Origin of the sequence: Streptomyces sp. NPDC102467 (assembly GCF_044765445.1) — a bacterium.
Classification (GTDB): domain Bacteria; phylum Actinomycetota; class Actinomycetes; order Streptomycetales; family Streptomycetaceae; genus Streptomyces.
This window is the reverse complement of sequence record NZ_JBIWKA010000011.1, coordinates 340,678-353,477: the sequence shown is the minus strand read 5'-3', so window position 1 is coordinate 353,477 and position 12,800 is coordinate 340,678. Positions and strand designations below refer to the sequence as shown.

Here is a 12,800-nt window from a genome sequence, read left to right as displayed (position 1 = left end):
AATACGGCATGTGACCGGTAAGGTCCCCTCCCGTGACCGCACGTCTTGCCGACATAGCAGCTCAAGCGGGGGTCAGCGAAGCGACCGTCAGCCGCGTGCTCAACGGCAAGCCCGGGGTCGCCGCGGCCACCCGTCAGTCCGTGCTCGCCGCTCTCGACGTGCTCGGCTACGAACGTCCTGTGCGGCTGCGCCGGCACAGTGCGGGCCTGGTCGGTCTGATCACCCCCGAACTCGAGAACCCGATCTTCCCGGCGCTCGCCCAGGTCGTCGTCCAGGCGCTGACCCGCCAGGGGTACACGCCGGTCCTGGCCACCCAGACGCCCGGTGGCTCCACCGAGGACGAACTGACGGAGATGCTCGTCGACCGCGGGGTCAGCGGCATCATCTACGTCTCGGGGCTGCACGCCGACACCACGGCCGACACCCGCCGCTACGAGCGGCTGCGCGGCCAGGGTGTCCCGTTCGTGCTCGTCGACGGGTTCTCGTCGGCGGTGGCGGCTCCGTTCATCTCGCCGGACGACCGGGCCGCGGCCCGGCTCGCGGTGACGCACCTGGTCTCGCTCGGTCACACCCGGATCGGCCTGGCGCTCGGTCCGCGCCGCTTCGTGCCCGTACAGCGGAAGATCGAGGGCTTCGTCCGGGCGATGAAGGAGCTCCTGGCTCTCTCCCCCGACGAGGTCGAGCGCGACCTCGTCCAGCACTCCCTGTACACGCTGGAGGGCGGTCAGGCCGCGGCCGCCGCCCTCCTGGACCGCGGCTGCACGGCGGTGATCTGCGCGAGCGACATGATGGCACTGGGTGCCGTGCGGGCGGTACGGGAGCGGGGCATGGACGTGCCGACGGACGTCTCGGTGGTCGGTTTCGACGATTCGCCGCTCATCGCCTTCACCGATCCGCCGCTGACCACGATCCGTAAACCCGTGCACGCGATGGGCCAGGCGGCCGTCAACACGTTGCTGGAGGAGGTCGGCGGCACGCCCGCGCCGCACAGCGAATTCGTGTTCATGCCGGAACTGGTGGTCCGGGGTTCAACCGCCTCGTCCCCTGGGGTCCGACCTCGTCCGTAGGGCGTAGAGGATGCGGTGCGAACCCGCCCGAGGGATGATCGGACGAGGGCCGATATCTGGCAGACTCTATGCCTATGGGTGAAACGACCTTGACGACACTGGAAGGCCGACAGGGGCCCACCACCTCACCCATCGCGGAGGACCGCGCCGGGCAGGGTGATCGTGGCCTGCTGCGCCGCCTGCGTACGCCGCGGCGTCCCCGGCTCTGGTTCGAGATCCTTCTGATCGCGGTGAGTTACTGGACCTACTCCCTGATCCGCAACGCCGTGCCGGAGCAGAAGGCGCAGGCGTTGCGCAACGCGGACTGGATCTGGCGCGTCGAGCACCACCTCGGAATCGCCGTCGAGCAGAGCGTCAACCACGCGGTGAACGCGGTGACTTGGCTCATCGTCGGGATGAACTACTACTACGCGACACTGCACTTCGTCATCACACTCGGTGTACTGGTGTGGCTGTTCCGCTGCCATCCGGGCCGCTACGCGGCGGCCCGTCTGGCCCTCTTCGCCACCACCGCCGTCGCGCTGGTCGGCTACTACTTCTATCCGCTGGCCCCGCCGCGCCTGATGACCGGCGGCCACTTCATCGACACGGTCGCCGTCCACCAGACGTGGGGGTCGATGGCCTCCGGCAACCTGAAGAACATGTCGAACCAGTACGCGGCGATGCCGTCGATGCACATCGGCTGGTCCCTGTGGTGCGGCCTGACGATCTTCGTGCTCGCATCGGTGCCGTGGGTGCGGGTGCTCGGCCTCCTGTACCCGGCGCTGACCCTCACGGTCATCGTCTCGACCGCGAACCACTTCTGGCTGGACGCGGTGGGCGGCATGCTGTGCCTGGCCTTCGGCATCCTCGTGGCACGGCTCTGGTACGGCTCGCTGCCCTACGCGCTGCCGCGCCTGGTGCAACCCTCCGTGTGACGGCCCTACGCCCCGTAGAAGCGTTCCTCCATCACGGCGCGGGCCCGTCGGGTGATCCGGCGGTAGTCGTCCAGCATGTCCCCGACGTGTCCCGGGTCGTACCCCAGATACCGCCCCACGGCGCCCAGCTCGCGCCCGTCGGAGGGGAACGTGTCGCCGGCCCGGCCGCGCACCAGCATCACCGCGTTGCGCACCCGGGTCGCCAGCACCCATGCCTCGTCGAGGATCGCCGCCTCCTCCGTCGGCAGCAGCTCCGCCGCGCAGGCGGCGGCCAGCGCCTCGCGGGTCCTGGTCGTGCGCAGGCCCGGTTCCGCCCAGCCGTGCTGGAGCTGGAGCAGCTGCACCGTCCACTCGACGTCGGAGAGGCCGCCGCGGCCCAGTTTGGTGTGCAGGGTGGGGTCGGCGCCGCGCGGCAGCCGCTCCGACTCCATGCGGGCCTTGAGCCGGCGGATCTCGCGCACGGCGTCGTCGCCGAGCCCCTCGGCCGGATACCGCATCGGGTCGACAAGATCGATGAAGGAAGCACCCAACTCGACGTCCCCCGCGACGGGTTGGGCTCGGAGCAGCGCCTGTGACTCCCAGACGAGGGACCAGCGGCGGTAGTACGCCTCGTAGGACTTGAGCGTGCGCACGACCGGGCCCGACTTGCCCTCCGGGCGCAGGTCCGCGTCGATGAGGAGCGGCGGATCGGCGCTCGGCAGCGCGAGCAGACGGCGCATCTCGGAGACGACCTTGTTCGCGGCCTGGGCCGCCTCGTGGTCGTCGGCCCCGTCCCGCGGTTCGTACACGAAGAGCACGTCGGCGTCGGATCCGTAGCTCAGTTCGTGGCCGCCGAAGCGGCCCATCCCGATCACCGCGAACCGGGCGGGGAGCTGCGCGCCCCAGCCGTCCCTGACGACCGCGCGCAGCGTCCCGGCGAGCGTCGCCGCCGTGAGGTCGGAGACGGCCGCGCCGACCCGGTCGACGAGCGCGCCCTGGTCGCCGACGGCGGGGCTCTCCTCGGTGCCGTACGACGCGATGATGTCGGCGGCGGTGGTGCGGAACAGTTCGCGGCGGCGCACCCCGCGGGCCGCGGCCACCGCCTGCTCGGCGCCTTCGGCCCGACCGACGGCCGCGAGCACCTCCTGTTCGAGCTGGGCGTGGCCGCGCGGTTCCAGGCCGTGCGGATCGCCGAGCAGCGCGACCGCCTCCGGCGCGCGCATCAGCAGGTCGGGGGCGAGCCGGCCGGCGGACAGGACACGGGCCAGGTTCTCCGCGGCGGCGCCCTCGTCGCGCAGCAGCCGCAGGTACCAGGGCGTCTTGCCCAGCGCGTCCGAGACCTTGCGGAAGCCGAGGAGGCCCGCGTCCGGGTCCGCCGAGTCCGCGAACCAGCCGAGCAGCACCGGGAGCAGCGTCCGCTGGATGGCCGACTTGCGGGTGACGCCCGACGCGAGCGCCTCCAGGTGGCGCAGGGCCGAGGTGGGGTCGGCGTAGCCGAGTGCGACGAGCCGCTCCCGTGCCGCTTCGGTACTCAACCGGGTCTCACCTGGGGCGAGTTGGGCCACGGCGTCGAGCAGCGGGCGGTAGAAGAGCTTCTCGTGCAGCCGGCGGACGACGGAAGTGTGCCGTTTCCAGGCGCGGTTGAGGTCGGTGAGCGGTTCGGTGCGCATGCCCATCGAGCGGCCGATGCGGCGCAGGTCGGCGTCGCCCTCGGGGACGAGGTGGGTGCGGCGCAACTTGTAGAGCTGGATGCGGTGTTCGAGCGTACGCAGGAAGCGGTACGCGTCGTCGAGCTGCACGGCGTCGACGCGTCCGACGTAGCCGCGCTCGGCGAGCGCGGCCAGGGCGTCGAGCGTCGTGCGGCTGCGCAGGGACGCGTCGGCCCGGCCGTGCACCAACTGCAGGAGCTGCACCGCGAATTCGACGTCGCGCAGGCCGCCGGGGCCGAGCTTCAGCTCGCGCTCGACCTCGCCCGCCGGAATGTTGGCGACGACGCGCTTGCGCATCTTCTGCACGTCGGGCACGAAGTTCTCGCGCTCGGCGACGGTCCACACCATCGGGGAGACGGCTTCCAGATACGCCTCGCCGAGCTCGGGGTCGCCCGCGACGGGCCGGGCCTTGAGCAGCGCCTGGAACTCCCAGGTCTTCGCCCAGCGCTGGTAGTAGGCGACATGGGAGGAGAGGGTGCGCACCAGCGGGCCGTTGCGCCCTTCCGGGCGCAGGTTCGCGTCGACCGGCCAGATCGTGCCCTCGACGGTGGTCTCGGAGCAGATCCGCATCAGGTGGGCGGCGAGGCGGGTCGCGGCCCGGATCGCCTTGCCCTCGTCGGCGCCCTCGGTGGTGCCGGTCTGGTCGGCGGGCTCGGCGACGAAGATGACGTCGACGTCGGACACGTAGTTCAGCTCGTGACCGCCGCACTTGCCCATCGCGATCACGGCGAGCCGGCACAGCGCGGCGTCGGCGGGGGCGGCCGCGCGGGCGATGGCGAGGGCCGCGCGCAGGGTCGCGGTCGCCAGGTCGGCCAGTTCGGCGGCGGTCTGCGCGATGTCGGTGGTGCCGCACACGTCGCGCGCGGCGATGGACAGCAGGCAGCGCCGGTAGGAGACGCGCAGCGAGTCGGGGTCCACGGCGTCGGCGAGACCCTGCTCGAACTCCGCGACGCCGGGGTGCAGATCGCTGTGCTCGTACGTGACGAGGGCCTGCCAGTCGGCCGGGTGGCGGGCGAGGTGGTCGGCGAGTGCCTCGGAGGCGCCGAGGACGCCGAGGAGGCGGTCGCGCAGCGGCTTGGCCGTGATGAGCGTGTCGAGCAGTTCGCGGCGGGCCGTGTCTCCTTCGGCCCCGTCCGCCCGCTCCTGCGCCTCGACGAGGCGGACCAGGCCGAGCAGCGCCAGATCGGGGTCGGCGGTGGCGCCGAGCGCGTCCAGGAGCAGCGGGTCGGAGCGCACCGAGGAGAGGGCGGGGGCGTCGAGCAGCCGCTCGGCACCGGACGGATCGGTGAACCCGTGCCGCAACAGCCGCGTGAACGTACTGCTCCTGCGCCCTTGCGGCACCGACATCCCGGCCTCCTGTTCGATCACACGCTGGTCATGAGCGTACTGCTGTCGCTGCGGCACCGATGCGCGGCGACCGCGTGCGATGTCGCTCCGCCGGCGGGAGGATGCGGAGGGAAACACAGGAATCCAGGGCGCCGAATCCGGGCACAACTGGTGCGGGCACTACTACGCGGGCACTACTGGGGCGGGCACAACTGGTGCGGGCACAACTGGAAGGACAGGTCGTAGGTCATGGAGTGGACCCTCGAAGTGATCGTCGTTCCCGTCTCCGACGTGGACCGTGCCAAGGACTTCTACGCCGACAAGGTGGGCTTCAAGGTCGATGTGGACACGCAGGTCGCGCCCGGCATCCGCATCGTGCAGCTGACCCCGCCCGGCTCGCGCTGCTCGATCGCGCTGACGGAAGGGCTGCCGGGCGCTCCTGGGCAGCCGCCGTTGATGCCGGGCACGCTCACCGGTCTCCAGCTGTGCGTCACGGACATCGCGGCGGCGCGCGAGGAGTTGGTGGGGCGCGGGGTGCGGGTGAGCGCGGTGCGGCACGCGGGTCCTGAGGGCTGGGCGGACGGTCCCGGCGCGGAGCCGTGGAACTCGTTCATGTTCTTCTCGGATCCGGACGGCAACGGGTGGACGGTGCAGGAGGCGCCGGCGCCGCTGTCGGAGCGCTGAGCGGCCTGGCATCAGAACGGTCGGGCTGCGGCTGCGACTCCGCGGCTCCGGCTCCGGCTCCGGCCCCCAGGGATTCACCCACGCTTCACCCATCAGGGTCGGAACGCGCGGCACAGGAGCATCTTGGCGTGTGCATGCTCTACCCGCATTGCTGATCCCCCGTTCCTCCCCCGTTCCTCCCCCGTCATCGGAGGTCTCACGTGCCCGGCAGATCACGCGGATCATTCCTCAGGCGCACCCGCGGCAAGGCCCTCGCCTCGACCCTCGCCCTGGCGGCGGCCGCCTCGGGCAGCTGGCTCGCCCTCACCGGCACCTCCCCCGCGCAGGCCGCGGCCGCCGTGCCCACCCCGGACCACACGGTCGTCGTGGTCTTCGAGAACCACGCGTACAACCAGGTCATCGGCGCCTCCGGCGCGCCGTACATCAACAGCCTGAAGTCGGGCGGCGCCAACCTCACGGCCTCCTACGCCGAGACGCACCCGAGCCAGCCCAACTACTTCGCGCTGTTCTCCGGCTCCACGCAGGGCGTCACGGACGACAGCTGCTACACCCCCGGCTTCTCCTCGGCGCCCAACCTCGCCTCGGAGCTGATCGCCGCAGGCAAGACGTGGGGCAGCTACAACGAGACGCTGCCGAGCCAGGGTTCGACCACCTGCTCCTCGGGCGACTACGCCCGCAAGCACAACCCGTGGTTCGGCTTCAGCAACGTACCGACGTCATCGGCGAAGACGTTCACCCAGTTCCCCTCGGACTACACCACCCTCCCGCAGGTCTCCTTCGTCGTACCGAACCTGTGCAGCGACATGCACGACTGCTCGGTGGCCACGGGCGACACCTGGCTGAAGAACAAGCTGAGCGCGTACGCGACCTGGGCCAAGACCCACAACAGCCTGCTGGTCGTCACGTTCGACGAGGACAACCGGCTCAGCGGCAACAAGATCCCCACGGTGCTCTACGGGCAGCAAGTCACCCCGGGCTCGACCTCGGCCACCACCTACAACCACTACGACCTGCTCCGCACCATCGAGGACATGCACGGTCTGCCGACGCACGCGGGCAACGCCGCGTCCGCCAAGGACATCACCGGCGTCTGGACCTCATGACATGTACGTAGCGGACAGCCGCGCCGCAGCACCGGCGCCGACGTCCGCGGAGCCCGCCGCCCGGCCCACCGCCGGGCGGCGGCGCGCCGTGGGCTCCACCGTGCTCGCGCTCGGCACGGTCAGTCTGATCACCGATGTGTCGTCCGAGATGGTCACGGCCGTGCTGCCGCTGTACCTGGTCGCGGGGCTCGGCCTCAGCCCGCTCGGCTTCGGCCTCCTGGACGGCGTCTACAACGGTTTCTCCGCGCTGGTCCGGCTCGTCGGCGGGCGCCTCGCGGACAGCGGTGGCGGCCGCCACAAGACGGTCGCGGTACTCGGCTACGGCCTCTCCGCACTGTGCAAACCGCTGCTCCTGCTCGCCGGCTCGCTCCCGCTCATCGGTGCGGTCCTCGCGGCGGACCGCACCGGCAAGGGACTGCGCACGGCGCCGCGCGACGCGCTGATCTCCCTGTCGAGCGAACCGGCCGCGCGAGGCCGGGCGTTCGGGGTGCACCGGGCGATGGACACGGCGGGCGCGCTGCTCGGCCCGTTGGTGGCGTTCCTGATCCTGCGGCACGCGGTGGACGGGTACGACGCGGTGTTCACGGTGAGCTTCTGCGTGGCCGTGCTGGGTGTCGTGGTGCTGGTGCTGTTCGTCCCCCGGACACGACGCTCCGCCCCGGACCCCGCTCCTCGAACGCCGAAGGGACCGGGCCCGGGGCTCGACCGGGCCCTCCTGATCCGGCCCACGATCTGCGCGACCCTCCTCGGCCTCGCCACGGTCAGCGACGCCTTCATCTACCTCCTCCTCCAACGCCAACTCGGCGTATCGGAGCGGTGGTTCGCCCTCCTCCCGCTCGGCACGGCGGCCGCGTTCCTGCTCCTGGCGGCGCCGCTCGGCCGGCTCTCGGACCGTGTCGGCGCCTGGCCGGTCTTCCTCGCCGGCCACCTCGCCCTGCTCACCGTCTACGCGCTCCTGCTCACCCACGCGCACAGCACGGCACTGACCTACGCCGTACTGCTGCTCCACGGCACGTTCTACGCGGCGACCGACGGCGTCCTGATGGCGGCCGCCTCCGCGGGCCTCCCCGAGGAGCGGCGCTCGTCCGGCCTGGCCGTCGTACAGACGGGGCAGGCCCTCGCCCGGTTCGGCTGCTCGCTCGGCTTCGGCGCGGCCTGGACGGCGTGGGGCGACCGCACGGCGCTCACGGTCGCCGCGGTCCTGCTCGCCGGGTGCGGCGTGGTGTCGTACGCCCTGCGCCCCTCACTCCCCTCACTCCCCGCGAAGGCAGCCACATGACGACGGGCACGACCACCGGCATGACCAGCCGCGGCAAAGTCACCGTCCTGATCGCGGCGGTGCTCGCCCTGGCCGCGGTGGCGACGGCCGCCGTCCTGCATGCCTCGGCCCGCGCCGAGCGCGTCGAACAGGCCCGTCCGGGCGGCCCTGTGGTCACGACGGGCGTGGTCCGGCTGAGCTCCGCCGCGCCCCACTTGGTGTTCCGCAACATGGCATGGGGCCCGCATCGCGACGAGTTGGCCACCACGCCCACGGGCACCCCTGGCGGCCCGCGCACGGCGACCGGCACCGGGGTCAAATGCCTGCGCTTCTACGCGAGTTCGGGCACGGGTATCTGCCTCCAGGCCGTCCATGGCGCCCTCTCCGACACCTATCGGGCCACTGTCCTGGACGCCCGCCTGCACGAGAAGGCGCACTATCCGGTGCCGGGCATCCCCTCGCGCGCGCGGGTGTCGCCGAGTGGGCGGTACGCGGCATGGACGGCGTTCGTCGGCGGTGACAGTTACGCGGGCACGAACTTCTCCACGCGGGCGGCGATCCTGGACACGGCCACCGGGAAACTGACCCCGTCCCTGGAGGCGTACCGCATCGTCAAGGACGGGCACCCGTACCGGGCGGCGGACGCCAACTTCTGGGGCGTCACGTTCTCGTCCGACGACCGCCACCTCTACGCGACGCTCGCCACGCACGGCAGCACGTACCTGGTCCGCGGCGACCTGCGCGCCCGCACGGTCACGACCCTCCACCGGAACGTCGAGTGCCCGTCCCTCTCCCCCGACGGCACGCGGATCGCGTACAAGAAGCGCGTGCACGGGCTGCCCGCGGACGCGCCCTGGCGCCTGTACGTACTGGACCTGGCCACGCTGCGGGAAACGCCGCTGGCCGAGACCCGCAGCGTCGACGATCAGGCGGTGTGGAGCGACGACCACCACGTGACGTACGCGCTGCCGGGCGACTACGGCGCCGACTTGTACACGGTCCCCGCCGACGGCACGGGCGCCCCGCGCGAACTCCTGACGGCCGCGGTCTCCCCCGCCTATCTTTGACCGATGGACATGACCCTGGAAGTCATCCCGCTGCCCGTCTCCGACATCGACCGGGCCAAGGCCTTCTACATCGACAAGGTCGGCTTCCGCTGCGACGTCGACCGCGAACTGATGCCCGGCTCCCGCATCGTCCAACTGACCCCGCCGGGCTCGGGCTGCTCGATCATGCTCTCCGCGGGCGTCCCCCTCCACACGGGCACACCGACCCCGGGCACGTACCACGGCCTGCAACTCGTCGTGGCCGACATCAAGACCGCCCACGACGAACTGACGAAGCGCGGCCTCGACGTCTCGGAGCCGGTGCAGTTCGGCGCGGACGACGGCGGCACGTTCATGTATTTCACGGACCCGGACGGGAACGGGTGGGCGGTACAGGAGTACCGGAAGAGGGCGAGCGTGCCGTTGCGGGACGCGCTGAGCTGAGCGACCGCTGAGCTGAGCGACCGCTGAGCTGAGCGACCGGGCACCCCACGACGGGCGACGGCTGCAGCACCGGCAAATTTTTTCACCGGCTGTCCGGGTCCTGTCCAGGATCTCGCATCTGCGGCCACCCCGGTCGCCTTGGCAGATGGGGCTGCGGTCCTGCGAACCCCGGCACAGTCGACTCGCGCTGCAAACAGGTGGGGCCGCCGGTTCACGACCGGCGGCCCCACTGGCTGTACGGGGCGCAGCCGCGCCCTGACCTGTGGCTACAGCACCGGCAGGTTCTTGCGGAGCTCGAACGCCGTGACCTCGGAGCGGTACTCCTCCCACTCCTGCTTCTTGTTGCGGAGGAAGAAGTCGTAGACGTGTTCGCCGAGCGTCTCCGCCACCAGCTCCGAGCGTTCCATCAGGGCGATGGCCTCGCCGAGGTTCTGAGGGAGGGGTTCGATGCCCATCGCGCGGCGTTCGGCGTCGGAGAGGGCCCAGACGTCGTCGTCGGCGCCCGGCGGGAGTTCGTAGCCCTCCTCGATGCCCTTGAGGCCCGCGGCCAGGAGGACGGCGTAGGTGAGGTACGGGTTGGCGCCCGAGTCGATCGAGCGGACCTCTACGCGCGCCGAGCCCGTCTTGCCGGGCTTGTACATGGGGACGCGGATCAGGGCCGAGCGGTTGTTGTGGCCCCAGCAGATGTACGAGGGGGCCTCGCCGCCGGCGCCGGCGGTGCGGCCGCCGCCGCCCCAGATGCGCTTGTAGGAGTTGACCCACTGGTTGGTGACCGCGGAGATCTCGGCGGCGTGCTTCAGCAGGCCCGCGATGAAGGAGCGGCCGACCTTGGAGAGCTGGTACTCGGCGCCGGACTCGTAGAACGCGTTGCGGTCGCCCTCGAAGAGCGAGAGGTGCGTGTGCATGCCCGAGCCGGGGTGGTCGGAGAACGGCTTCGGCATGAAGGTCGCGTTGACCCCCTGCTCCAGCGCGACCTGCTTCATGACCAGGCGGAACGTCATGATGTTGTCGGCCGTGGAGAGCGCGTCGGCGTAGCGGAGGTCGATCTCCTGCTGGCCGGGGGCGCCCTCGTGGTGGCTGAACTCGACCGAGATGCCCATGGATTCGAGCATGGTGATCGCCTGCCGGCGGAAGTCCATGCCCACGTTCTGCGGGGTGTGGTCGAAGTAGCCGGAGTTGTCGGCCGGGGTGGGGCGGGTGCCGTCGAGCGGCTTGTCCTTGAGGAGGAAGAACTCGATCTCGGGGTGGGTGTAGAAGGTGAAGCCGAGGTCGGAGGTCTTGGCGAGGGCGCGCTTGAGGACGTAGCGCGGGTCGGCGAAGGACGGGGAGCCGTCGGGCATCAGGATGTCGCAGAACATGCGGGCCGTGCCGGGGGCCTCGGCGCGCCACGGCAGCACCTGGAACGTCCCCGGGTCCGGCTTGGCGATCATGTCGGACTCGTAGACCCGGGCGAAGCCCTCGATGGCCGAGCCGTCGAAACCGATGCCCTCGTCGAAGGCCTGTTCCAGCTCGGCGGGGGCCACGGCCACCGACTTCAGGAAGCCCAGCACGTCCGTGAACCACAGACGTACGAACCGGATGTCGCGCTCCTCAAGAGTCCGGAGCACGAATTCCTGCTGCTTGTCCATCTTTCGCTTCCACCCATCCTTGCTGGTCAGGCCACCTGCTCCGGGGACGTCGAAGGGCCTGGGCCTATCCCACCACACGCCCGTTTCGTACGCGTTGCCGACCATGATCGTCCTTGATCGGCCGGTGTTGTGTTCGGTGTTGTGTTCATAGTGCCGGTTGCACCCCTCAGGGCCATAGTGTCTGCCCTTCGCCGTAGGGACGACAGCACCTCCCGCTCGGCCCGTTCTCCCCACTACGATCAGCGGGCCCGCCCGTCTCATCCTTTTCTCAGAAGGACACTCCATGGGTTCCGCCAAGAAGACTTCCGCCGCTCCACGCCCGGACCGCAGGGACCGTATAGAGGAGATGCGCCGTGCCGAGCGCGCCCGCGCCCGGCGCGGCCGGATCGCCATCGTCTCGGTGAGTGCCGTCGTCGCGGCAGCCCTTATAGGAGTAGGCGCCTGGGCCGTGACGAAGAGTGGCGACGACTCCGGGAAGTCGGACGCGAAGTCCGGCTCGGGAGCCTCGGGACACTTCTCGTACGACAAGGATGGCGTCGGCACCTGGAGCGGGAAGCTCGCCCGCACCCACGTCACCAAAGATGTCGCGTACCCGATGAACCCGCCGGTCGGCGGCGATCACAACCCGGTGTGGATGAACTGCAACGGCGATGTCTACGGCAAGTCGATCCCGAACGAGAACGCCGTGCACGCCCTGGAGCACGGCTCCGTCTGGGTGACGTACAACGACAAGGCGGCCGAAGCCGACGTGAAGGCGCTCGCCGCCAAGGTGAAGCAGACGCCGTACTCGCTGATGAGCCCGGTGCAGGACCAGAAGGATCCGATCATGCTCAGCGCCTGGGGTCACCAGCGGACCGTGAAGAGCGCCGCCGACCCGGCGGTCGCGTCGTTCTTCGCCACGTTCGTGCAGGGCAAGCAGACCCCGGAGCCGGGCGCGGCCTGCACGGGCGGCAAGTCCCAGTGAGGCGTCGCACCGGCTGGCTGGTCTCCGTGGCCGCGGCCGTCGCCGTGGCCACGGGGGTGGTCGGCTACGCCGTCGCCGACGGGAAGGGCGGCCCCGCCTACCTGAAGGTGCCGGCGGCCGAGTCCGCGGACGCCGGGTTCGCGCGCGACATGGCCGTGCACCATCAGCAGGCCGTCGAGATGTCGTACATCGTGCGCGACCGCACCAAGGACGTGGAGGTGCGCCGCCTCGCGTACGACATCGCGCAGACCCAGGCCAACCAGCGCGGCATGCTGCTCGGCTGGCTCGATCTGTGGGAGCTGCCGAAGGTCTCGGCGAAGCCGCCGATGGCATGGATGGGGATGGCGGACGCGCCGGTCGGCGAGGACGGCGCGCTGATGCCCGGCATGGCGACGAACACGCAGCTCGGCCGGCTCGGCAAGGTCAGCGGGCGGCAGGCCGAGATCATGTACCTGCGGCTGATGATCGCGCACCACAAGGGCGGCGTGCACATGGCCGAGGGGTGCGTGAAGCGGTGCGTGGTCGGGGCCGAACGGCGGCTCGCGCGCGGCATGGTGGCCTCGCAGCAGTCCGAGATCGACCTCATGACGGGCATGCTGAAGGATCGCGGCGCGACCCCCTGACGCCTCCGCCCTCGCCGTCGCCCTGGGGCCAAATCGGTTGATCTCGAACAGA

11 protein-coding genes are annotated in these 12,800 nt (G+C 70.8%); 9 read left to right on the top strand and 2 right to left on the bottom strand.

Features of this window, described 5'->3' with window-relative positions; all coding sequences use genetic code 11:
* Nucleotides 1–32 precede the first annotated feature (32 nt).
* Together ACIREE_RS24690 and ACIREE_RS24685 are read left to right on the top strand one after the other, a co-directional pair.
* Nucleotides 33–1,067 (top strand): LacI family DNA-binding transcriptional regulator, encoded by a 1,035-nt coding sequence (locus tag ACIREE_RS24690; protein WP_404155953.1) that lies wholly within the window; start codon nt 33–35, stop codon nt 1,065–1,067.
* Nucleotides 1,068–1,141: 74 nt separating this feature from the next.
* A complete protein-coding gene (locus tag ACIREE_RS24685; protein WP_404155950.1) occupies nt 1,142–1,984 on the top strand; it encodes a phosphatase PAP2 family protein in 843 nt (280 codons plus the stop codon).
* A 5-nt stretch (nt 1,985–1,989) separates the two neighbouring features.
* Here the strand turns inward: ACIREE_RS24685 and ACIREE_RS24680 are convergent, their stop codons facing one another.
* Entirely contained in the window at nt 1,990–5,019 is a 3,030-nt protein-coding gene (locus tag ACIREE_RS24680; protein WP_404156096.1) for a bifunctional [glutamine synthetase] adenylyltransferase/[glutamine synthetase]-adenylyl-L-tyrosine phosphorylase, read from the bottom strand.
* Nucleotides 5,020–5,247: 228 nt separating this feature from the next.
* On the opposite strand from ACIREE_RS24680, the gene ACIREE_RS24675 reads away from it, so the two are divergent.
* The 5 genes from ACIREE_RS24675 (at nt 5,248) to ACIREE_RS24655 (ending at nt 9,533) form a co-directional block, all read left to right on the top strand.
* The gene (locus ACIREE_RS24675; protein ID WP_404155947.1) at nt 5,248–5,682 is read left to right on the top strand and encodes a VOC family protein; all 435 of its coding nucleotides are present in this window, start codon (nt 5,248–5,250) and stop codon (nt 5,680–5,682) included.
* 200 nt (nt 5,683–5,882) lie between these two features.
* Entirely contained in the window at nt 5,883–6,785 is a 903-nt protein-coding gene (locus tag ACIREE_RS24670; protein ID WP_404155945.1) for an alkaline phosphatase family protein, read from the top strand.
* A 1-nt stretch (nt 6,786) separates the two neighbouring features.
* On the top strand, nt 6,787–8,064 hold the full coding sequence (locus ACIREE_RS24665) for an MFS transporter (RefSeq protein ID WP_404155943.1): 1,278 nt from the start codon (nt 6,787–6,789) through the stop codon (nt 8,062–8,064).
* Nucleotides 8,065–8,084: 20 nt separating this feature from the next.
* On the top strand, nt 8,085–9,110 hold the full coding sequence (locus tag ACIREE_RS24660; protein WP_404156093.1) for a TolB family protein: 1,026 nt from the start codon (nt 8,085–8,087) through the stop codon (nt 9,108–9,110).
* 3 nt (nt 9,111–9,113) lie between these two features.
* The gene (locus tag ACIREE_RS24655) at nt 9,114–9,533 is read left to right on the top strand and encodes a VOC family protein (RefSeq protein WP_404155941.1); all 420 of its coding nucleotides are present in this window, start codon (nt 9,114–9,116) and stop codon (nt 9,531–9,533) included.
* A 266-nt stretch (nt 9,534–9,799) separates the two neighbouring features.
* Here ACIREE_RS24655 and ACIREE_RS24650 read toward each other — a convergent pair whose 3' ends face one another.
* A complete protein-coding gene (locus ACIREE_RS24650; protein WP_404155940.1) occupies nt 9,800–11,161 on the bottom strand; it encodes a glutamine synthetase family protein in 1,362 nt (453 codons plus the stop codon).
* A 283-nt stretch (nt 11,162–11,444) separates the two neighbouring features.
* Here ACIREE_RS24650 and ACIREE_RS24645 point away from each other — a divergent pair, with 283 nt between their 5' ends.
* Together ACIREE_RS24645 and ACIREE_RS24640 are read left to right on the top strand one after the other, a co-directional pair.
* Nucleotides 11,445–12,125: a DUF3105 domain-containing protein gene (locus tag ACIREE_RS24645; RefSeq protein ID WP_404155937.1), complete on the top strand. Its 681-nt coding sequence runs from the start codon at nt 11,445–11,447 to the stop codon at nt 12,123–12,125.
* On the top strand, nt 12,122–12,748 hold the full coding sequence (locus tag ACIREE_RS24640) for a DUF305 domain-containing protein (protein ID WP_404155934.1): 627 nt from the start codon (nt 12,122–12,124) through the stop codon (nt 12,746–12,748). The genes ACIREE_RS24645 and ACIREE_RS24640 overlap by 4 nt, the downstream gene beginning before the upstream one ends.
* Nucleotides 12,749–12,800 lie beyond the last annotated feature (52 nt).